The sequence below is a fragment of the Methylobacterium sp. UNCCL125 genome, from assembly GCF_900116795.1.
GTDB lineage: Bacteria > Pseudomonadota > Alphaproteobacteria > Rhizobiales > Beijerinckiaceae > Methylobacterium > Methylobacterium fujisawaense.
In genome coordinates, this window is sequence record NZ_FPBW01000007.1 from 242,735 (window position 1) to 263,368 (window position 20,634).

Below are 20,634 nucleotides of genomic sequence, written 5' to 3' on the forward strand. Positions count from 1 at the left end.
GGGGTGCCGCCCTGTCTCGCTAACCGTGGCCGGCCCGGGCCATCAGCTCGCGCAGGGTCCGGCCCGTCGCCTCGCCGGTGACCGGCAGCTTGGCGCTGCGCTCGAACTTCTCGATCGCCGCCCGCGTGCCTGGTCCCATCGCGCCGTCGGGCTTCACCGCGTAGCCGAGCTTCGACAGCGCCTTCTGGGCCCGCATCACCGGATCACCGTCCTTCTCGGGCTTGGCGGTCTTGGCGGCGTCCTTCGTCTCCTTCGGAGCCGGCTTCGCGGCCGGGCGGACCGGCGACGCCTTCGGGGTGACCGAGGCGGTGGTCTCATCGGATCGGATCAGCTCGCCGATCGCGTCCCGGGCCGCCGGCTTGGCGGGCGCCGGCGCGGCGACACGTTCGGGATCGATGACGCGCACCGGATCCCGGGCCGCCTCCCGGACGGGCTCCTTGGCGGCCGGGGCCGCCTCGCGCGCGGCAGGCGCCTTCTGGGCGAGCTTGGGCAGGATCGGCGCCGGATGGCGCCCGGTCTGGTAGCCGAGGGCGTTGACGCAGACGAAGCCCGCCGCGCACAGGGCCGCGAGGCTGCCGAGAACGGTGCCCGGGCTGGTCCGGCAGGTGGCGCCCGTCGCCTTCAGCGCGCCGACGAGGACGGCACGCCAGTCGCCCTGGACGGCGGCGCGGCGCGGCGCGGGACGGCGTGCGCGGCTGGGTTCGCCCGGTACGGTGATCTCGCGGTAGCCTGACATCATGTCTCCTTCCGGGGGATCTGCCGATCAGGCGGTGCGGCGCAGGACCGGGTCGGCCGGGACCGAGGCGGCGCTCGGCTCCGCGTCGAACAGGCCGAGCGGCAGGCGCACCACGCGGCGCGACACCGGGGCGCCCCGCACGGCGGTGCGGATCGGGGCCGGCCCATGGTCGGCCGCCGGAGCCGGGCAGACGAGGGGCAGGGTTACGGTCACGACGGTCCCGGCCTGCGGGGCGCTCTCGATCAGCAGGGCGCCGCCGTGCAAGCCGACCAGGCCCTGCACCACCGAGAGTCCGAGGCCGGTCCCCTCGTGCTGGCGCTTGTAGCCGCCGCTGCCCGCCTGGAAGAACGGGGTCCCGAGCTTGGGCAGGTCGTCCGTACCGATGCCGACGCCGGTATCGGCCACGACGATGTCCAGGCTGCCCGCGCCGCGGCGCAGGGACAGGTCGACCCGGCCGCCGCGCGGGGTGAACTTCACCGCGTTCGAGATGAGATTGATCAGAACCTGCCGGCAGGCGGCGGGATCGGCGGTGATCTCCACCGGGCCCGACGGGGCGACGGTGAGGACGATGCCGGCGGCGTCGGCCTTCAGGCGCATCAGGTCGCAGCAGGCCCGAAGCAGGCCCGCGATGTCGAAGCATTCGGGGGCGCAGTCGAAGTTGCCGCTCTGGATCCGGCTCATGTCGAGCAGCGTGTTGACCACGCCGAGCAGATGGTGGCCGGAGGCGCCGATAATGCCGGCATATTCCCGCGCCTGGTCCGGGCCGAGGCTGACGGCGCCTTGGCCCGCCAGGACCTCGGAGAAGCCGATGATCGCATTGAGCGGCGTGCGCAGCTCGTGGGTCACGTTGGCCAGGAACCGGCCCTTGATCGCGTCGGCGCGTTCGGCCTCGGCGCGGGCACGCTCTAGCTCCACGGCATGCCGGTGGTGCTCGGTCATGTCGCGGGTGACCGCCACCACCGCCATGGCGGCCTCGTGCGGCCCGTGCTCGATCCGGTGGGCGCGCATCTCGGCGTGGATCAGGCTCGCGCCGTCGGGCCGGCCGGCCTCGGCCTCGACGTGCAGGCGCAGGGGCAGGGTCGCGGGCCGCCCGGTCGCCGCCACGTCGCTCACCGCCTTGAGGAAGGCCGGCCGGTCGGCGACATGGACCCGCTCCAGCAGCCCATGGCCGCGCAGCCGGGCCGGGTCGCTGCCGAGCAGCCGCGTGGCCGAGACCGAGGCTTCCAGCACGCGGCCGTTGCGGTCGTGCCAGGTCACGAGATCGTCGATCGCCGAGAGGAGCAGCCGGTCGCGGGCCTCGTTGTCGCGCAGCCGCTCGCGCCAGACGCCTTCGTTGCGCATGTGCTCCAGAGCCTGGGCGGCGACATGGCCGATCGCGGTGATCGCGAAGGCCGGGAGCGCGATCCCTGCCGAGATGTCCATGACCGGCAGGGCGCCGGCCCAGGCGCCGAGGGCCACCACGGTCAGCACGCCGAGAACCGCCATGACGGAGGCCGCGATCGTCGCGCGGAGCGAGCCTGAGACCAGCGCCTCGAGGGGGATCGCCACCAGCCAGACCGCGGCGGGCGAGGTGGCGCCGCCGGTGACGCCCGCCAGGGCGACGACGAGGCCGGTCAGGCCCGCCGAGGAGACCGCGTGGGCGATCCAGAGGGACCCGGTGCGGGCGAGCAGGACGGCGGCGAAGACCGGCAGCAGCAGGCTCGCGATCGCCAGGACCTCGAAGCCGGACGGCACCCCGCGCCAGAGCAGATAGGGCGGCAGACCGACCATCATGACGGCGCCGGTCGCCAGCCGCGACACCAGGAAGCGCTGGTGGCGCGCACGGGCCGGCGCATTGTCGGCCACGGATTCGTGGACGAGACCCGCGAGCCGGTCGTCGATCAACGACGTCAGGACAGTCTTAATGGTCAAGGTTGGCACGCGCCGCGCAGAATGCGTTCCCGCATCCGTCGCGCCTCCGGTTCGACTTCGAACGACTTCCGGACGGTCGCAGAGCCGGCTTAAACGAGTGTTGCGGGACTTGTCCGATTGATCGGGATGCTTTCCGCGAGGTAACCAGCCGATTGCGGACAAGCTTCATTCACCATCGCGCGGAAAAGCTCGGGTCGGTTGAGGCCCGGTTGAGGAAATCCGTCGAATGCTTCCGCTTGATCTCGAGCGGAGGAATCGTCTCATGACCGTCCTGCTGCGCGCCGCGCTGGTGATCGGCGTGCTCTCCTACTTTGCCTTGCTGCGAGCCGGGACGGATCCGGCCGCCGAGGCGAGACGGCTCGCCGACGCGGTGCCCAGCGCCCAGGCGGCGCTGCCGGCGGCCCTCGACGCGGTGCCAGCCGAGGCCCGCGAGCGGGCGGTGCGCGCCGTCCTGGCCCGCGGCCTGATGGCCGAACTGAGCCGCCGCGCCGCGGAGCCGACGGCCTCAACCGACACCCTTGAGGAGACCGATCGGCAGCCCGCTTGGCGGGGCGCCGATCCGCAGCGCGATCCGCCCGTGGATCCCCGCTGACGTCCGGCCCGTCAGGCCGGCTCCCCGCCGCCCGCCGCCCGGGCGCGCACCGGCAGGGAGGGGCGCTGCGCGGCGACGCGCTCTGCGCCCTGGCGCAGCTTCGCCTCCGGGCCGTGCAGCGGCTGATGGGCCTCGCCGCGCCCGCGCTCGGCGAGGGGCCGGTCGAGGATCGCGGCGATCAGGTCCCGGGAGGCTGGCCGGCTCACGGTGCGGAACAGCCGGACGAGGTCGGCCACCCGCTCGGCCGAGCGCGCGACACCCTGGTTGAGGGTCAGGAAGATGTAGACCGCCTCCTCCTCGTGCAGGCCGGCGGCCCGCAAACCCAGGGTCAGGAGGTCGTAGCGGGCGCTGGCGTCGGCGACCACGGTCAGGAAATCGCGCGGCAGGCCGAGGCCGTCGGCCAGGGCCGCCATGAAGGCCGGCACGTCGCGGGCGGCGGACAGGCCGGTCAGGGTCTCGCCAAGGCCGCGGGGCGCCGGCGGGCAGGGGCGCAGGGCGGCGGTCGCCTCGACGGCCCGGCCGATCACCGTGCGGCGGATCGGATCGGCGTGCAGGTACAGGGGCACGAGGTCGGCGGCCGAGACGTCGGGCCGGACCAGGAGGAGCCGGGCGAGGTCGGGGGCGCTGCGGCCGCGGTTCACGAGCCGCGCCAGGGCTGCCCCCCGCAGGGTGTGGCCGAGATTGGCGGCCAGCGCGCGGTCGATCTCGGGGCGGCCCTCGCGGGAGAGCTCGTCCACCGCCTCGCGGCTCAACCCGGCCCGGGCGGCGATGCGGGCGGCGATGTCCGATCCCTCGGCCAGGGCCGCCTCGATCAGGCGATGGCTCAGGGTCGGGGCCAGTTCCACCACCGCGTCGCGGGCCTCGCCGCCGCGCAGCGCGAGCGCCTCCAGCACCGCCGGCGGCGTCTCGGGGCAGGGGGCCAGCTTGCGGGCCACCACCCGGGCGGTCTCCTCATCCACCGTGGGGATCAGGCCGCAGGCGAGCGATTCGAAGATCTCGATCTCGGTCCTGTCCCGGGCCGCCGCCCGGACGAACAGGTCGGTCTGAACCCGGAGGATCACCGGCTTGAGATCGAGATTCTCGATGCGTGAGAGTTCGAGGAGCCCGGACAGGTCCGGCGGAGCATCGACGGATGGGGGCATGGAGGATCGGTTACGCAAGACTGCAGTAAGGTCACGCTAACCGCATCGACGTGAATCGACCTTTAAACCGCCTCCGCCGCGACCGTGCCGTCCTGCATCATGGTGGCCCGCGCGCGGCCCCGCTTCGGCCTCAGCGCGTCAGCCAGAGAACGAGGCCGAGCCCCACGGCCGCCGCGACGATGATGCCGACATAGAGCGGCAGGACCCAGGGCTGCCGCTGGTGCACGTAGCCCTTCGCCGCCCGCTCCGAGGGGGCACGCTCGTTCTGCCGGGCGATCCGGACCTCCTGGGGCGTCGGCGGCGTCCCGCCGGCCTCCTCGCAGGTCCCGAGCGGGGCCGCGCCGATATCCATGTGCGGGGTCTTGTCGGCGGTGCGGCCGCTGTCGATGTCACCCTTGAGCTGCGCGGCGGTCGGCGTGTCGGAATCCGGTGGCGGATCGCAGGGCAGGTTCGCAGGGGGCGGCGGGGTCTCGGATCGCAGCGTCATCGGGGGGACTCCAGTCTCCGGTCACAACGCCCGATGGGCCCGGTCGGCTGCGGCCAGGATGTCGCGGCTTTCAGGCCTCTCCGGCGCCGCGCTTCAGCAGCGGCCGCGCGAGCATTTGCCCCGCATCGGTGAAGCCGGCCGCCCTGCAGAAGGCGCGCAGGGCCTCCTGGTCCGGCGCCGCGGCCAGGAGCAGCCGGTCGCAGCCCGCCTGTCGCGCCGCCCGGCCGGCCGCCTTCAGCAGCACCCGGCCGATGCCCCGGCGGCGGGATTCGATCGCGACCGCGAGGCTGGTGATCAGGCCGAAGGGCCGCGGCGCCTCGAGGGTCCGGACGGGGGACACGGTGATGAGGCCGCTCGGCGGTCCCCATTCTACGGCGACGAGGGCGGTGCCGCCGTCCTGTTGCAGGGCGTCGAGCCGGGTCGCGAGGTCCGCGGCGCCGACCGCGATCCCCGCCTCACCCAGCAGGGCCGCGAGCCCGGCGGCGTCGGGACTCGCGGCAGCGCGGATCTCCAGCCCGTAGCGAGTGCCCAAATTCCGCTCCTGATCGGCCGGCCCGGACGTGCAACGCGGCGCATCGCGATCCGTCCCCCGCGGGCGCAGCCCGCACGGGCCGCGTCGAGGCCGGTGCCGTCGCGGCCCTCGGCCTCGTCCTTCGACTGGATCTGGAGAGCGTCTTCAGGAAGGCGAACGAGCGCCGGACCGGGCTTCGGCGGGGTCGCCCGCAGTGTTCGCGGGAGTGTTCGCGGGGCGGAACACGCACGGGCTTTGGCGCTTTGCTTCCCAGTTCAAGTTCGGGGAGCGCGCAGCATGGCGGGTCGGGTGACGGATCAATCCACCGACGACGCGGCCGGCAAGGCGCATCCGGAGACCGAGCGGCCGGTGCCGCGACCCGGGACGGCCGAAGAGGCCGAAGCGGTCGAGCGGCACAGGGCCGAGACGGACGTCGCCGCGGGCGACCTGGCCGACGATCTCGCCGACTTCGCGTGATCCGGCCGGCACGCGGGCTGCGGGCCGGCCGGGTCCCAGGGGCCCGGCCGAGGGGCCGGGCTCAGGCCGTTTCTTTGGCCTTGCGGGGGCGGCTCACGCGCTTGGGCTTCTCGGCCACCTCCGCGACGGGCTCCGGAGCCGGCGCCGGCGCCGGCGCAGCGGACTTGCGGCGCTGCTGGCCGAGGCCGAGGCTGCGGGCGAGTTCCGAACGCTGGGCCGAGTAGCTCGCGGCCGTCGACGGGTAGTCGCGCGGCAGGCCGAAGCGCTCGCGATACTGCTCGATCGTCAGGCCGTTGCGCGACAGATGGCGCTTCAGCGTCTTGTACGGCTTGCCGTCGATGAACGAGATCAGCGCGTCCGGCGTCACCGACTTGCGGATCTGGGCCGGCGTCGGCTTGTCGGCCGTCTCGGTCACGGTCGCCGCGGGGGCCGAAAGCTTCGTCAGCGCGGCGTGAACGCCGGCGAGCAGACCGGGCAACTCGCTGATGGGCACCGAATTGTTCGAGACATACGCCGAGACGATGTCCGACGCCTGCTCGATAAAGGTCTGCTGCTGCTCAGTGGCGGTGTCGTCCATCGATGATTCCCTCTATCCGACCGTGGTGAGACGGTTCTAACGTCTGTGCAGCAAAATCAAGTCGTCGTCGAGCATTTCCCTACACAATGCCCCGGTCATGAACACGCATATTGTTGAAGCCGTGGGTCGAGCTGAAATCGTTGGTCGAGCAAACCGACATGCCGGAGGCGAGGTTGGATGTGGCCGCGGCCTGCGGACGGGCGCCGATTATGCCTTCTGTCGCGATCTAGCGGCGGGCTTCCTCTGCGAAGATCCGTTTCGGGTCTGATGAGACGCCCGGAACTTCACGCGGCGGCCCGCCGCGATGTCCCGTCAGCGCGTCGACGCGGGATGAACGTTTCGGCCGGACTGTCACGTGATCTGCGCGGGGCCGGTCCTGGCCTCGGGCGCATCTGGGCCATAAACGTCCGGGTGAGACGGGATCCGGGGCGATCGACGTGGACCAGCAATCGGAACCGGGCACCGTCTTCGGCGCCACCATCCCGTTCGTGGATCATTGCGGCATCGAGGCCCTCGACGTGCGCGCCGGCCGGACGCGCCTGCGCCTAGCCCTGCAGCCGGAGCACGCCAACAATCTCGGCATCGCCCATGGCGGCGCGCTCTGCACGTTGCTCGACGTCGCCCTCGGGACGGCGGCCCGGCTGCAGGCGGGGCGCCCCGTGGTGACCCTCGACATGCAGACCCGCTTCCTCGCCCCCGGGCGCGGTGTCCTGATCGCCGAGGGGCGGGTGACCCGGGCGGGGCGGTCGGTGATCTTCTGCGAGGCCGAGATCCGGGATGCGGCGGGGGATCTGGTGGCGACGGCCACGGGGCTGCTCAAGCCCGTCGGCGAGCGGCCGGGCCCGGCGTAGGCCGCCCGCGCCGCCGCGGCGGGTTGCGGCTCCGGACGCCTGCGCGGTCACGGCAGGCCGCGCCCGCATTGACGTGCGCCCGGCACGGTGGAAAAGCCTGTGTCATGACGATGCCGGATGACGCGCGCGCAGCCCTGGCTGCGCCTCCCTCAGAGGCCGACGTGGCGGCCATGAAGTCCGAGGCCGCGGCGTGGTTCGAGACGCTGCGCGATCGCATCCTCGCGGCCTTGGAGGCCATCGAGGCGGAGGCGACGGGCCCGTTCCATCCCGATGCGCCCGAGGGCCCCGGAACCTTCGAGAAGACCCCGTGGAACCGGACCGACCATACCGGCCGGCCCGGCGGCGGCGGCGTCATGGCGATGCTGCGCGGCCGCGTCTTCGAGAAGGCGGGGGTGCACATCTCGACGGTGCATGGCGAGTTCGCGCCGGAATTCCGGGCCCAGATGCCCGGCGCCGCCGAGGATCCGCGCTTCTTCGCCACCGGCATCTCGCTGATCGCCCATCCGTGGAATCCGCACGTGCCGACGGTTCACATGAACACCCGGTTCGTCGCGACGACGCGGGCGTGGTTCGGCGGCGGGGCAGATCTGACGCCGGTGCTCGACCGGCGCCGCAATCAGGCCGATCCGGACAGCCGCCATTTCCACGCCTGCCTGGCGCGGGCCTGCGCGGCGCACGGCATCGATCACGCCCGCTACAAGGCGTGGTGCGACGAGTATTTCCACCTCAAGCATCGGAACGAGCCGCGCGGCATCGGCGGGATCTTCTACGATTATCTCTGGAGCGGCGATCCGCAGGCCGACCTCGCCTATACCCGCGACGTCGGACAGGCCTTCCTGGAGGCCTATCCGAAGATCGTGCGCGACAACGTCACCACGCCCTGGACCGAGGCGGACCGCCACGAGCAGCAGGTGCGGCGCGGCCGCTACGTCGAGTTCAACCTGCTCTACGACCGGGGCACGATCTTCGGCCTGAAGACCGGCGGCAACGTCGCCTCGATCCTCTCCTCGATGCCGCCGACCGTGCGCTGGCCGTGAGTGCGGGGCTGCCGGCCGCCTACGCCCCGCAGCAGGACGCGGCGCTGAAGGCGATCGCCGCGTGGCGGCGGGACGGGGGATCCCAGGTGTTCCGGCTGTTCGGCTATGCCGGCACCGGCAAGACCACGCTCGCCCGCCGGATCGCCGAGGATGTCGACGGCACGGTGGTCTACGGGGCCTTCACCGGCAAGGCGGCCTCGGTGATGCGCCAGAAGGGCTGCTACGACGCCGCTACGATCCACTCGCTGATCTACCGCACCAAGGAGGCGGAGGAGGGCGGACCGACCTTCACGCTGAACCGCTCGGGGCCGGCCGCCAAGGCGGATCTGATCATCATCGACGAGTGCTCGATGGTGGATTCCGATCTCGGCAACGATCTTCTGTCGTTCGAGCGGCCGGTGCTGGTTCTGGGCGATCCGGCGCAGCTGCCGCCGGTGCGCGGCGGCGGCTTCTTCACCGAGGCGGAGCCCGACGTGATGCTCACCGAGGTGCATCGGCAGGCCAAGGATGACCCGATCGTCCGGATGGCGATGACGATCCGCGAGGGCGGCCGGCTGGAACTCGGCAGCTATGGGCAGAGCCGGGTCGTATCGCGCCGCACCCTGGATCCGGCCGAGGTGCTCGAATGCGACCAGGTGCTGGTCGGCCTCAACAAGACGCGCCGCCTCTACAATGCCCGGCTCCGGGAACTCGCCGGCCACACGGATCCGATGCCGGCGATCGGCGAGAAGCTGGTCTGCCTGCGCAACGATCGAGTGAAGGGCCTGCTCAACGGCTCGACCTGGACGGTCCAGGCGCTGCGCGCACCGCCGCGGCCGGATCTGATCCGGCTCGACGTGGTGCCGGAGGACGATCCGGCCCTGCGCCGGAAGCCCACCGACATCAAGGTGCTGCGGGCGATGATCACCGGCTCGGACGAGGAGATCCCGCTGTTCCTGCGGCGCGAGACGGACGAATTCACCTACGGCTACGCGCTGACGGTGCACAAGGCCCAGGGATCGCAATGGGACCGGGTGACGTTGTTCGACGAATCCTACGCGTTCCGCGAGCACCGGGCGCGCTGGCTCTACACCGGCCTGACCCGCGCCGCGCAGGCGATCACGGTGGTGGTCTGATCCGGCGCAGGCGGGCGACGTCTCGCTTGTGAAGCTGCGCCGCGCGTGCTAGGCACCGCCGGTCTCATCGAGGCACCTTGCGGAGAGGTGGCAGAGCGGTTGAATGCACCGCACTCGAAATGCGGCATGCCTGCAAGGGCATCGGGGGTTCGAATCCCCCCCTCTCCGCCAGTCGTCCCGTGACGCACGCCATAGATTTTCGTTTTTGGGCGCGTTTCCGGCTACGATCTCATCATAATTTATCGCTGACGCGCGTGCGTCATCGATAAATAAGGACTGTTCGCCCTGGCAATTCGATGCCTCGCGATCCGATCGTGGCAGGCCTGGAACCCGCCGCGCTCCTGTACAGGCTGAACCGCATCTACTGCTGAGACATGAGGCAGGAGGATGCCCTCTCGCATCCAATGCGTGTGTTCCGGCGGGCGATGGATTTCGCAGAGCGTTTTCGGTTTGATCTGGCTCATATCCTGCGGCGGCGCAGAAGTTGGCACACTCATCGGGCGTGATCGTATCGATGAGCCGACCGATGGCTGCCCACAATCCCTCGACAGTGCGCTCGGCGGCCTTGCGCAGCAGCGCCTTGAGCTTTGAAAAGGCCATCTCGATCGGGTTGAAGTCGGGCGAGCCGGGCGGGAGGAAGAGCAGCCGCGCGCCGGCCGGCCCTGTGTGGCTGCCGAGGTTGTCCGTCACGACGGTGTCGTCGGGAGCGAGTTCGGGCACGAGCACGCGCTCGACGGAAGTCTGGAAGGCGTCGCGGATGATCGGACCGTCCAGCACGAACGGCGCCGCGAGGCCCGACAAGCGCAGGCCCGCCACGAAGGTCGTGGTCTTCCAGTGACCGTGCGGCACGCTCGAGCGAAGCCGTTTGCCGCGGGGGGGGGGGGGGGGCAGGTGCGGGCCATGTCGGTCGAGGGCCAAGTCTCGTCGAGGAACACGAGGCGGGCGAGACCGAGATCGGGCTGGCCCTCGAACCACGCCTCGCGGGCGGCCTTCACGTCCGGACGGTCGTGCTCCGCGGCGTGGGCTGTCTTTTTGTGTACGTCAGGCCGCGCGCGTCAGGAAACTCCACGGCGTGCGCAGCCCAACCGTTCGGTCGTGCTCATCCTTCAAGCGGGCCTGCATCTCCTCCAGGGTGACGTCATCCCGCTCGGCGATCAGGGCCCGCAGGAACGCCTCGTGCGGATCGAGCTTGCAGCGGCGTGCCCGACCTTGCGGACGGGCCGCCACCGTCCGGGTCGTGGCCAGTGCCGTCATACAGCGGATCGCGGTCGCAGCACCCGCCCCGAAGTGCTTGGCCGCTTGCCGGCGCGAGGTCGCGCCTGCCGCGTCAACCACCCGCTCACGCAGATCCTGGCTGTCGGGTCGGCCCATGACGTGCTCCTCACAGGGAGCGCGCAATGAATCAGCCCAAATGCCCGGTGTGAACCCCAACCGTCCGACTCAGCGCATTCCGAAAAATCTCTAGTCGGTCTGGAAAATACTTGAATATACTGTTAGATGAGATGTTTTATGGTTTTGTTGATTTCAAATCAGCTTGGATTTTTTGGATCAAAAAACAATCTCTCCGCTAACGATCCTTTGCGACATAAGTTTTCGCGAACACAGAGACCGCCTCGGCGACATGGTCCTTGATCTGATCGGGGTCGATGGCGAAGGTGTGCGGGGTGAACAGCATCAGCGGAACGAATTTGCCCATGATGCTGCCGGTGAAGATCTCCGCCGCCCGCGCCGGATCGTCGCCGGTGAATTCCCCGCGGGTCCGGGCCTCGGCCAAGTAGCCCGTGAGCTTCTGCAGGGTACGGCCCGGCGCCATCGCGTAGAAGGCCTCCCCGAGCGCCGGATGCCTGTGAGTCTCGTTCACGATCATGCGAGCCAGCGCGACCACCATGGGGCTGCACATGCATTCCAAAAGTGCGATGCCGACCGATTGCAAGACGATTGGAATGGGCCCATCGCTCTCCAGAGTTGAGTCGAGAACTTGTCGGACTTCGTTGTTCCGGTTGTCCACCACTTCGATGAACAGATCTTCCTTGCTGCCGAAATGCCGATAGAGCGTTTCTTTGGACGACCCAGCCGCGAGAGCGACCATCTGCATCGTCGTCTCAGCGAAACCGTGCTCGAGGAATACCTTCTCGGCAGCCTGGGCAATCTCCGCGCGGCGCCGCGCCCCGCGCGGGATTGGCCCACGCGCGGCCTTCTGATCGACCTCTGCGGCGCTTGACATCGCTCCGTCCACCCTCGCACATCCGAACCGCCGGGTTCGGTTATGTTGACCGCGTCTAAGGCAAGTGGGCCGCGTGATCGAGTGTTCCTTCGGCTGCGCGGTCGATAGGGTTGCGAATCCGATACATGGCCGACGATGATACTGACCGTCGATCGCGCTCCGGTGGCCGCCCGCGCGACCGCCGCGACTATATCGATCTCGGCTCCGAAGCCGATGATCGCGGGCGCCGCGCGGCACGCGCATCCGACCGCGAGGAACGGTGGGACGGTGCAAGGTCCGTGGCGTTCGAGACGAGCCGCCGCCGCAGCTCCGACCGCGCCCGGGACGAAGCGCAGGACAATTATCCCGATGACGATCAGGACGATGACGGAGGCGAATCCGTAGGAGATCGCGGGCGTCGGGACGCGGATCGATCGGCCGATGACGATCGCCGCGGGCGTCAGCAGAACGAAGAGCACCCCCGCGGCGAAGGATCGGACGGGCAGGACGGATCGGGCCGCGATGGGCGGACCGGCAATGCGGAACAGGGCGGCCGGGATCAGGATGCTGAACGGCGCAGCAAGCGCCGACCGCTCGTGATCGGCATCGGCGCGGTCGTGGTCCTTCTGATGGTGGCTGGCGGCCTCTATTTCTGGTTGTCGACCCGCGGCAAGGCCTCGACCGACGATGCCTATACCGACGGCAACATCGTCAGCATCGCGCCCCAGGTCGCCGGGCAGGTGATCTCCCTCGATGTCACCGACAACCAGTTCGTCCACAAGGGCGACCCGCTGTTCCGCATCGATGCCCGGCAATACGTCTACCGACAGGAGCAGGCCCAGGGTCAGCTCGACGCGAGCAAAGCGCAGATCGCCAATCAGAAACTCGGCGTCGAGATCGCCAAGAAGAACTTCCCGGCCGCGCTGGCGCTGGCGCAGGCGAACCTCGCCTCGGCCAAGGCCAACCTCGCCCTGCAGCAGGCGAATTACGACCGGCAGAAGAGCCTGCCGAAGCTGGCCACCACCCAGCAGGATGTGGATACGACCGCCGCGAACTACCAGCAGGCGAAGGCGCAGGTCGAGCAGGCCGAGGCCCGGGTCATCCAGGCGATGCCGGTCCAGCAGAATATCGGCCAGTCCGAGCAGCAGGTCGACCAGCTCCAGGGGCAGGCCGAGCAGGCCAAGGGCCAGCTGGACCAAGCCGTCCTCAACGTCGAGTGGACTGTCGTGCGCGCGCCCCAGGACGGCTGGGTCACCCGGCGCAACGTCAATGCCGGCGACTACCTGACGGCGGGCCAGCAGGTGATGTCGCTCGTCACCACCGACGTCTGGATCACGGCCAACTTCAAGGAGACCGAGCTGGACGGCATGCGGCCCGGCCAGCAGGTCACCATCACGGTGGACGCCTATCCCGACCTCGACTTGCATGGCCATGTGGACTCGGTCCAGCGCGGCTCGGGCTCGAAGTTCTCAGCCTTCCCGGCCGAGAACGCCACCGGCAACTTCATCAAGATCGTCCAGCGCGTGCCGGTGAAGATCGTGATCGATTCCGGGCTGAAGAAGGACGAGCCCCTGCCCCTCGGCGTCAGCGTCGAGCCGACGGTGCTGCTGAAATGAGCGGCGATCCGAACCAAGGCTGGAAACCCGCCTACAACCCCTGGCTGATCGCCATCACGGTGACGCTCGCCGCCTTCATGGAGATCCTCGACACCACGATCGTCAACGTGGCGCTGCCCTACATCGCGGGGTCGCTCGCCGCCTCGAGCGACGAGGCGACCTACACGCTCACCGCCTATCTCGTCGCCAACGGCATCGTCCTGACCATCGCCGGCTGGCTCTCCGACACGATCGGGCGCAAGCGCTACTTCCTGATCTGCATCGCGATGTTCACGGTGTCGTCCTTCCTGTGCGGCATCTCGCAGAGCCTGGGCCAGATCATCGTGTTCCGCTTGATGCAGGGCTTCTTCGGCGGCGGCCTGCAGCCGAGCCAGCAGGCGATCATTCTCGACACGTTCCCGCCCGCCAAGCGCGGGGCGGCCTTCGGGGTGACCGCCGTGGCGACCGTGGTGGCGCCCGTGCTCGGGCCGACGCTCGGCGGCTACCTGATCGAGCACCTGGACTGGCGCTGGATCTTCTTCGTCAACGTCCCTGTCGGGATCCTGGCGGTGATCGCCAACAGCATCCTGGTGCAGGACCCGCCCTCCGAGCAGGAGAAGCGCAAGACCAAGCGCGGCATCGACTATATCGGCCTGTCCCTCATCGTGATCGGCATCGGCTGCCTGCAAATCGTGTTCGACCGCGGCGAGGACGACGGCTGGCTCGGCTCGCCGTTCATACGGATCATGGCGACGATCGGCTTCCTCGGCGTGTTCGGGGCGATCTGCTGGCTGCTGACGGCGAAGAAGCCGATCATCGACCTCGACGTGTTCAAGGACAAGAACTTCGCCATGGGCTGCGTGCTCATCGGCGCCATGGGCTTCGCCCTCTACGCCAGCGCCGTGGTGATCCCGCAATTCGCCCAGAACGTGCTGGGCTACACCGCGCTGAAATCCGGCCTGATCCTGTCGCCAGGCGGGATCGTGGTGATCATCCTGATCCCCATCGTCGGGCAGCTCATGAAGGTCGTCCAGACACGCTTCATCGTCATGTTCGGCTTCGCCTTCATGGGCGCGGCCCTGTTCTATTCCAGCCGGCTCGCCCCCGACATCGACTTCAGGACCCTGGTGCTGATGCGCTCCCTCCAAACCGCGGCGCTCGGCTTCCTGTTCGTGCCGATCTCGACCATCGCCTACCTGACCCTGCCGCAGAAATACCGCAGCGACGGCGCGGCCCTGTTCTCGATGTTCCGGAACGTGTTCGGGTCGCTGGGGATCTCGCTCTCGACCGCAGCCATCACCGAGCGCACGCAGGCCGACCAAGCGCACCTGTCGGGGTTCATGACGCCGCTGCGCTCCGGCTACAACACGCTGATCCAGGAGAGCGAGCACACCCTCCGCTCACTCGGCCGCGCAGCCTCCGTCGTGCATCAGCAGGCGGTCGCCCACACCTACCAGACCTACATGAAGCAGGCGCAGGTCTTGGCCTACAGCAACATCTTCCAGTACACGGCCGTCATCGCCCTGATGGTCGTGCCGCTCTGCTTCCTGATCTCGGCCAAGACCGCGCAGGGCGGCGGGGGAGGACACTGACATGACCTCCCGCATCTCCTCCCGCATCTCCTCCCGGCCCCGCCCGTGGCTGCGCGGCGGCGCGGCCCTCGCCCTATCCGGGCTGACGGCCTGCACAGTCGGACCGAACTTCCTGCCCCCCGCGGCGCCGCTCGCGGAATCGAGCGACTACCTCGACACCGGCCAGCCGGCCCGGACCCCGCTGCCGCTTCTCGCCCACACCAGCGCGGTGGAGCCGGCGGTGACGTGGTGGCTCGCCTTCCGCGATCCGATCCTGGCGCAGCTCGAGGACCGCGTCGCGGCGCAGAACCTCGACGTGCAGACCGCCACAGCGCGCCTGTTCCAGAGCCGGGCCCAGCTCGGCACCGCGGCCGCCGCCGGCCTGCCAACCCTCAACGGCCAGGGCAGTGTCTACCGGCAGCAATTCAGCAAGAACGGCACGATCGGCCTCCTATCCAACTCCCTCGGCGGCGTCACGGGTGGCAGCGGCTCCAGCGCCTCCAGCAGCGACCTGACGGCGCCGCTGACCAACGGCTTCGAGAGCTACACGCTGGGCTTCGACGCCTCCTGGGAACTCGACCTGTGGGGCAAGGTCCGCCGGTCGGTGGAATCCGCCCAGGCGCAGGCGGACGCGGCCGCCGAGCAGCGGCGCGACGCGCTGGTCTCGAGCCAGGCGGAACTCGCACGCGACTACGTGCAGCTGCGCGGGACGCAGGAACAGATCCGGATCGACCTCGCCAACATCAAGGTCAACGAGCAGATCCTCGACGTGGTGCGCATCCGCCAGCAGCGGGGTCTCGTCACGGGCCTCGACACGGCGAATGCCGCCCAGCAGGTCGAAGCGATCAAGGCGCAGCTGCCGCAGCTCCAGCAGCAGGAGATCCAGCAGATCAATGCCATCGCGCTGCTGCTCGGCGAGCCGCCGCTCTCCCTGTCGCAGGAGCTGGTGACCGGCCGCGCGATCCCGCCGGTGCCGCCGCGAATCCCCGTGGGGGTACCGTCGAGTCTCGTGCTGCGCCGCCCCGACATCCGGCGGGCCGAGGCCAACCTGCACGCGGCGGTCGCCGAGATCGGCGTCGCCGAGGCGCAGTTCTTCCCCTCCGTGACGCTGTCGGCGAGCCCGGTCGTCAACGCGGTCGATCCGGGCAAGATCTTCCGGGGCTCGTCCCTGCAATACATGAATGTGGGGCCGTCGATCTCCATCCCGCTCTTCGAGGGCGGGCGGCTCAAGTCGAACCTCGTGCTCCAGCGGGCCCGCCAGCAGGAGGCGGCGATCGCCTACCAGAAGGCGGTGCTCCAGGGCTGGCACGACGTCGTCAACGCGTTGGCTGCGCTCAGGGGCGACGAGGGCCGCCGGGCGCGGCTGGCGCGGCAGGTGGCCGATGCGCGGCAGGCGCTGGCGCTGTCCCGGGCGCGGTACACGCAGGGCGTCGAGATCTTCACCACCGTCCTCCAGGCCTCTCAGACCGTGCTGCAGGCCGAGACCAACCTCGTCCAGGCGACGGCGGCGATGTCGACTGACTTTGTGGCTCTGTCGAAGGCGCTGGGAGGCGGCTGGGAAAGCACCTTCCCGGCGGGTCCGACACCGGCGCTAGACCTGTCCCGGGTCTCTGTCCCGGCTGCCGATCTCACCCATGCGGGCGCCGGGCCGCTTCTGTGAGATCAGGCCCGAGCGGCCTGGTGTCGGCGTCGCCTTAAACGCTTGCCCGAACGGCTTCTTCGCCTGGAAGAGCCGCCCGGCTGCGAGGCGGCAGCGCGAGGATCTCGTGCTGCTCACCCCTGTTCGCTCCACCTTCGCGCTCTCGCACGAGACCTATGGCAGCCCCGTGTGACGCACGAGCTGCACGAACAGGGCGTGGCGGCAGGCCGGCGACGCGTGGCCTGGCTGATGCGGGGCGACGGGCTCAGCGACGATGTGTTCCCCGGTCACGGAGAGCCTGCGATCCCTTGCCTAACGAGAATGTGTAGCGATTGAAATTTATCGCCAGAACCGAAACAAAAATGGCAGTTCATGGCATAAAGTCACGTCTATTTGATCCTGCCTGCGAGTTAAATTGCCACCGATGGTCATTTTTGGAATCATTTGTGGGGCAGTGCAGAGATACGGAAACAAAGAGAAACACGATTTGCATCCAAATTGCTCGATTGTTTCTGATAAACAGGGGTATTTTGTTGCCAAATAGCCACATATTATTCGCGCTGTTCTTGAGCTGGATTAAGCCTCATTGCTCAACCGTGCCGACCCGCGCATCCTGATCCTGCATCGGGGCATCGCAGTCCAACGCCCCGTACAAGCCTGCCTTCAGATGCAGGCGGCGATGCACTTCGCGGCGAGATCCGGAAAACGGGCGCTGCCGCACCACGGGTCTCGAAGCTTTGAGGATATCGATGAGTGTCTTGAAAAGCGCGCTGCTTGCGTCTGCTGCAGCAGTCATAGCGGCGGGGGCAGCCCATGCCGCAGACCTGCCGGTCAATAAGGCTGTCCCCGTCGAGTACGTCCGCGTCTGTGGCGCCTATGGCGCCGGCTTCTTTTACATTCCTGGGACTGACACTTGCCTCCGTATCGGAGGCCGTGCGCGGTTCGAAGGTGGCTACCAGCCCAGCTACACCCGCCAAAGCGGCACCAACAGTGGTGACACCTCGGGATACCAGGGGCGCCTGCGCATCAATCTCGATGCCCGCACGCAAACCGCTTATGGGACCCTGCGAGCCTTCGTGCGCCTCGATGCCGGCGCCCGGACGGGCTACTCTGGTGTCGGCACTTCAGGGACCCAGCAGCGCATCGGTCAAGCCTTTCCCGGTCTCGGCATCGATCAGTTCGGCCGCGATCAGCAGTATGTGAATGTCGACAAGGCATTCATTCAGTTCGCGGGGCTCACCGCTGGTCGCGCCTCCTCATTCTTCGATTTCTACGCCCACGATTTCGAGTTCGCCGGCGCCACTCTCGGATCCGACGTGTTCTCTACAAATCTGCTGGCCTACACGGCGACCTTCGGCAATGGTTTGTCGGCGACCCTGTCCATAGAAGACCCTGTGTTCCGTCGAACCCCGATCTTCTCGCCGACGAACAACCCAGCTGGTGTCACGGTCAACGCCAGCGTTGCGAACTTCGCACAAAGCAATTCGCCAGCTCCGGTGTTCATCGGCTATACTAACGGTATTCCAACCCGCTATAGTCAGGTCGATGTGATCCAGCGCGAGCGGATGCCCGACTTTGTCGGCGTCCTGCGCGTCGATCAAGCCTGGGGCACGGCCCAGCTCTCAGCTGCGGCGCACGAGTTGAACGTCGGCGACGTCGCCAACGGCGCCGGTACGGGCACGGGCTCAAACGTGAGCATCCCACACACCAACAGTGTGTACGGATGGGCCGTACAGGGCGGCTTGAAGATCAACACGCCATTCATCGCGCCGGGCGACTCCCTCTACTTGCAGGGGGCCTATGGAAATGGCGCGCAGATGTACACCGGGTACTGCGCCTATACCGGCTGCTACACGCAGAGCACGCAGACCATTCAGGGCCAGAAATTCAATCAGTATTTTGCCGACGCTACACTCAATCCATTCACTGGTCAGCTTGAGACGTCAACGAGTTTCACGACCACGATCTCGTATCTGCACTACTGGACGCCGGAATGGCGCTCGGCCTTCTTCGGCTCGTATGGCGAGCAGAGCTTCTCGAATGGGGCCCGCCTTGCGCAAGGTGCCATCTTCAGCCTAGAAAACCCCAACGGTACGAATGCCTTCGGCTCCAACGCCGTCGGTGTGCCAGGCACTCGGTTCTACCAGCTGAGCCAAGCGCTGCGCGACACCTACCAGTTCGTCGCTGGTGGCAGCATCATCTGGTCGCCGGTCAAAGACCTCGATATCGGCGTCGAGGCGTTCTACACGCAAATCGGACTGAAGAGCGGCCGCGCTATCGATTTGGACAAGAGCCCGACGGCCTACTCCAACATCTCCGGCATCAACAACGGAACCTTCGCTGTTGCCACCGCGACGAAAGACTCGATCTCTCAGGTTCGTTTCCGCGTCCAACGCGATTTCTAATTCCAGATCGAGACCGGTTATCTCCAAAGCTTCCCGGTCTTGATGTCCCCGTGCAAAGGGACCTTACTCACCCGGCCTTTGTGCCGGGTTTTTTGTGTCCGACGATGCGACAATGCGGCAATGCGGCAGCGCCGACATCCATCGCCGCCCGATGCCCTCCGAAAGGGCCGGGGCAAGGTCCAAATACTCTTTGGGAGAGGCATGAATATATAAAAGATTTAGCGCGCGGATCTGACGAATTTCATGCAGAAATGAATCGGCAACATCGATCGCGATATTGTGTTCAATGTACGGTCATGCCGTGTGCATTGGCACATTGCGTTCAAGGTGCGACCGATCAGGCCGGATCGATAGTGGCCCATCCGTGTTTGACACCACCCAGGGGATAATGCCCCACGTTTCTCTACGGTGCATTCTGTGAAAAAGATCGTTTTGTGTGCAGTCCTCGCTGCAATCCTCGCGACCCCTGCCGTCGCACAGGCGGTGATCGAGACGCCGACCAGCACAACCGTCGTCGTCCCGCCTGGCTCGCCAGGCGTGATCACGCGTCAGCCGGGCTCCACCGGCGATGAGGATGCGTTCACCTACTCGCCGTCCGGCCGAGCGGAAGATGGCATCGCAACGGACTCGGCCGCCGCCGGCAATGAAGCACAGCCCTCACGCGTCGGTTCGACCGGGAGCGGCGGAGGCAAGTGACGCTCTAGGGTGTGGACTTGATCAGCACCGGAAGGCGATGACGGCGGCCAGAGCGAGGGCCGAGGCGTAGTTGCGGGCGAGTTTGTCGTAGCGGGTGGCAATGCGGCGCAAATCTTTGAGGCGGTTGGAGGCTGCTGTCGAGGGCGGATGCATCGCCTGACCATTCGGCCTTGGCCAGCGCGGCGAGCGTGGATTTCCAGAAGCCGCGCCGCGATCGGCGGTTGAAGCGGGCGTAGACCGTGGTACGCGGGCCGTAGGCGACCGGGCAATCGCGCCAGCGAGAGCCCGATGTCAGCACGTGCAGGATGCCGAAAATGATCTGCCGGTCGTCCTTCCGCTCGGGTTCGGGATGATCCTTGGGCATGAACGGTTCGATCACCGCCCACTGCTCATCGGACGAGCCAGAACAGGTCCGCCATCGCCACCTCCAGGCCGCAAAACGGCCGCCCGGAATCACAAAACGACAAACTCTGCAACGCCTTGGTTCGGTCCACACCCAGCCGAAAGACCTGAGATTTGCGTGTTCCGGCCCCTCGGCTTCAATGGCGAGGGGCTTCGAAACCAGCCCGGGAGCAATGCGCCCAACCCGGACGGTCAAAACCGATGGACAACGCCCCCGAAGCGGACGTCGAGCCAGACAGATCACAGGTCAGGGCGGGCCGGAGCACCGCGTCGGCGGCGTGCTGGTTGGCGGAGATTCGCAGGAATTCGAAGGGCGCGCGATCGCTCCGGCGTGATGTCGACGCCCCGTGACGCGTCGTCAGGGGACCAAAGCGGTGGAGCCCCGTCTCATACCGCGCCCCTGAATCGAACCGTAGGCGGTGCACCCGCCTCAAGCAGGCCCGCCAATTTCTCCAGTGCCTCTCGAAGCGTTTCGCGATCGGGCGCTGCGTTGACGCAGACCCGGACGGTATCGCTTTGGTACAACGACGACACCTCGAACAGGCTGATCGGCGTAACCCCGACCCCGGCTTCCTCCGCGGCCTGCGTATAGGCTTCCGCCGACCAGCCGTTCCCCAACTTCAGACAGAAATAGTACGCGTTCGGTTGGGTGAGGATGGCTTGCCGAGGCAGGAGACCAGCCACGAG

General features: G+C 68.1%; 18 protein-coding genes, 1 tRNA gene and 3 pseudogenes. 12 read left to right on the forward strand and 10 right to left on the reverse strand.

Annotation, left to right across the window (positions count from 1 at the left end):
* Positions 1-19: 19 nt before the first annotated feature.
* Both BM396_RS09290 and BM396_RS09295 read right to left on the reverse strand, forming a co-directional pair.
* The gene (locus tag BM396_RS09290) at positions 20-736 is read right to left on the reverse strand and encodes a peptidoglycan-binding domain-containing protein (protein WP_043355396.1); all 717 of its coding nucleotides are present in this window, start codon (positions 734-736) and stop codon (positions 20-22) included.
* A gap of 27 nt (positions 737-763) precedes the next feature.
* On the reverse strand, positions 764-2,656 hold the full coding sequence (locus BM396_RS09295) for a sensor histidine kinase (RefSeq protein WP_043379122.1): 1,893 nt from the start codon (positions 2,654-2,656) through the stop codon (positions 764-766).
* A 253-nt stretch (positions 2,657-2,909) separates the two neighbouring features.
* On the opposite strand from BM396_RS09295, the gene BM396_RS09300 reads away from it, so the two are divergent.
* Positions 2,910-3,239, forward strand: coding sequence for a hypothetical protein (locus BM396_RS09300; RefSeq protein ID WP_043355398.1), 330 nt, complete (start codon positions 2,910-2,912; stop codon positions 3,237-3,239).
* 11 nt (positions 3,240-3,250) lie between these two features.
* On the opposite strand, the gene BM396_RS09305 is transcribed toward BM396_RS09300, so the two are convergent.
* The 3 genes from BM396_RS09305 to BM396_RS09315 form a co-directional block, all read right to left on the reverse strand.
* Positions 3,251-4,381 (reverse strand): DUF2336 domain-containing protein, encoded by a 1,131-nt coding sequence (locus BM396_RS09305; protein WP_043379124.1) that lies wholly within the window; start codon positions 4,379-4,381, stop codon positions 3,251-3,253.
* 130 nt (positions 4,382-4,511) lie between these two features.
* Complete coding sequence (locus tag BM396_RS09310) at positions 4,512-4,868, reverse strand: hypothetical protein (RefSeq protein ID WP_043379127.1); 357 nt, start codon at positions 4,866-4,868, stop codon at positions 4,512-4,514.
* A gap of 70 nt (positions 4,869-4,938) precedes the next feature.
* The gene (locus BM396_RS09315) at positions 4,939-5,400 is read right to left on the reverse strand and encodes a GNAT family N-acetyltransferase (protein WP_043379130.1); all 462 of its coding nucleotides are present in this window, start codon (positions 5,398-5,400) and stop codon (positions 4,939-4,941) included.
* Between the two features lie 276 nt (positions 5,401-5,676).
* On the opposite strand from BM396_RS09315, the gene BM396_RS09320 reads away from it, so the two are divergent.
* Positions 5,677-5,856, forward strand: a complete 180-nt coding sequence (locus BM396_RS09320) for a hypothetical protein (RefSeq protein WP_043379133.1) — start codon at positions 5,677-5,679, stop codon at positions 5,854-5,856.
* Positions 5,857-5,917: 61 nt separating this feature from the next.
* Here BM396_RS09320 and BM396_RS09325 read toward each other — a convergent pair whose 3' ends face one another.
* Positions 5,918-6,433, reverse strand: a complete 516-nt coding sequence (locus BM396_RS09325) for a Ros/MucR family transcriptional regulator (RefSeq protein WP_043355409.1) — start codon at positions 6,431-6,433, stop codon at positions 5,918-5,920.
* A gap of 437 nt (positions 6,434-6,870) precedes the next feature.
* Here BM396_RS09325 and BM396_RS09330 point away from each other — a divergent pair, with 437 nt between their 5' ends.
* The 4 genes from BM396_RS09330 (at position 6,871) to BM396_RS09345 (ending at position 9,607) form a co-directional block, all read left to right on the forward strand.
* Positions 6,871-7,284 (forward strand): PaaI family thioesterase, encoded by a 414-nt coding sequence (locus BM396_RS09330; RefSeq protein ID WP_043379135.1) that lies wholly within the window; start codon positions 6,871-6,873, stop codon positions 7,282-7,284.
* 104 nt (positions 7,285-7,388) lie between these two features.
* A complete protein-coding gene (gene hemF / locus BM396_RS09335) occupies positions 7,389-8,321 on the forward strand; it encodes an oxygen-dependent coproporphyrinogen oxidase (RefSeq protein WP_043379138.1) in 933 nt (310 codons plus the stop codon).
* A complete protein-coding gene (locus tag BM396_RS09340) occupies positions 8,318-9,436 on the forward strand; it encodes an ATP-dependent DNA helicase (protein ID WP_043379141.1) in 1,119 nt (372 codons plus the stop codon). The genes hemF and BM396_RS09340 overlap by 4 nt, the downstream gene beginning before the upstream one ends.
* An 81-nt stretch (positions 9,437-9,517) precedes the next feature.
* Positions 9,518-9,607 (forward strand) — tRNA-Ser (locus BM396_RS09345).
* 282 nt (positions 9,608-9,889) lie between these two features.
* On the opposite strand, the pseudogene BM396_RS09350 reads toward BM396_RS09345, so the two are convergent.
* Positions 9,890-10,807 (reverse strand): annotated as a pseudogene (locus BM396_RS09350) (IS630 family transposase); the annotation flags it as partial.
* A gap of 196 nt (positions 10,808-11,003) precedes the next feature.
* Entirely contained in the window at positions 11,004-11,660 is a 657-nt protein-coding gene (locus BM396_RS09355; protein ID WP_051976314.1) for a TetR/AcrR family transcriptional regulator, read from the reverse strand.
* A gap of 575 nt (positions 11,661-12,235) precedes the next feature.
* Here BM396_RS09355 and BM396_RS09360 point away from each other — a divergent pair.
* From BM396_RS09360 to BM396_RS09385, 6 genes and pseudogenes are all read left to right on the forward strand, one after another.
* Positions 12,236-13,255 (forward strand): HlyD family secretion protein, encoded by a 1,020-nt coding sequence (locus BM396_RS09360; RefSeq protein WP_236961860.1) that lies wholly within the window; start codon positions 12,236-12,238, stop codon positions 13,253-13,255.
* A complete protein-coding gene (locus tag BM396_RS09365; protein ID WP_043388087.1) occupies positions 13,252-14,826 on the forward strand; it encodes a DHA2 family efflux MFS transporter permease subunit in 1,575 nt (524 codons plus the stop codon). The genes BM396_RS09360 and BM396_RS09365 overlap by 4 nt, the downstream gene beginning before the upstream one ends.
* A gap of 1 nt (position 14,827) precedes the next feature.
* Positions 14,828-16,465, forward strand: coding sequence for an efflux transporter outer membrane subunit (locus tag BM396_RS09370; protein WP_051976315.1), 1,638 nt, complete (start codon positions 14,828-14,830; stop codon positions 16,463-16,465).
* 34 nt (positions 16,466-16,499) lie between these two features.
* Positions 16,500-16,711: pseudogene (locus BM396_RS09375) on the forward strand (IS3 family transposase); the annotation flags it as partial.
* 482 nt (positions 16,712-17,193) lie between these two features.
* Positions 17,194-18,849, forward strand: coding sequence for a porin (locus tag BM396_RS09380; RefSeq protein WP_043388089.1), 1,656 nt, complete (start codon positions 17,194-17,196; stop codon positions 18,847-18,849).
* Positions 18,850-19,266: 417 nt separating this feature from the next.
* Entirely contained in the window at positions 19,267-19,545 is a 279-nt protein-coding gene (locus tag BM396_RS09385; protein WP_081948847.1) for a hypothetical protein, read from the forward strand.
* Positions 19,546-19,566: 21 nt separating this feature from the next.
* Here the strand turns inward: BM396_RS09385 and BM396_RS09390 are convergent.
* Positions 19,567-19,964: pseudogene (locus tag BM396_RS09390) on the reverse strand (transposase).
* 370 nt (positions 19,965-20,334) lie between these two features.
* The coding region (locus BM396_RS31850) for an aminotransferase class I/II-fold pyridoxal phosphate-dependent enzyme (RefSeq protein ID WP_139239476.1) at positions 20,335-20,634 on the reverse strand (300 nt) is incomplete at its 5' end.

Bases quoted from the DNA above. Each gene is read 5' to 3' on its own strand.
- BM396_RS09310 (WP_043379127.1), bottom strand. From the start codon at position 4,868: ATGACGCTGCGATCCGAGACCCCGCCGCCCCCTGCGAACCTGCCCTGC.
- BM396_RS09325 (WP_043355409.1), bottom strand. From the start codon at position 6,433: ATGGACGACACCGCCACTGAGCAGCAGCAGACCTTTATCGAGCAGGCG.
- BM396_RS09305 (WP_043379124.1), bottom strand. From the start codon at position 4,381: ATGCCCCCATCCGTCGATGCTCCGCCGGACCTGTCCGGGCTCCTCGAA.
- BM396_RS09320 (WP_043379133.1), top strand. From the start codon at position 5,677: ATGGCGGGTCGGGTGACGGATCAATCCACCGACGACGCGGCCGGCAAG.
- BM396_RS09290 (WP_043355396.1), bottom strand. From the start codon at position 736: ATGTCAGGCTACCGCGAGATCACCGTACCGGGCGAACCCAGCCGCGCA.
- BM396_RS09355 (WP_051976314.1), bottom strand. From the start codon at position 11,660: ATGTCAAGCGCCGCAGAGGTCGATCAGAAGGCCGCGCGTGGGCCAATC.
- BM396_RS09300 (WP_043355398.1), top strand. From the start codon at position 2,910: ATGACCGTCCTGCTGCGCGCCGCGCTGGTGATCGGCGTGCTCTCCTAC.
- BM396_RS09365 (WP_043388087.1), top strand. From the start codon at position 13,252: ATGAGCGGCGATCCGAACCAAGGCTGGAAACCCGCCTACAACCCCTGG.
- hemF (WP_043379138.1), top strand. From the start codon at position 7,389: ATGACGATGCCGGATGACGCGCGCGCAGCCCTGGCTGCGCCTCCCTCA.
- BM396_RS09380 (WP_043388089.1), top strand. From the start codon at position 17,194: ATGAGTGTCTTGAAAAGCGCGCTGCTTGCGTCTGCTGCAGCAGTCATA.
- BM396_RS09370 (WP_051976315.1), top strand. From the start codon at position 14,828: ATGACCTCCCGCATCTCCTCCCGCATCTCCTCCCGGCCCCGCCCGTGG.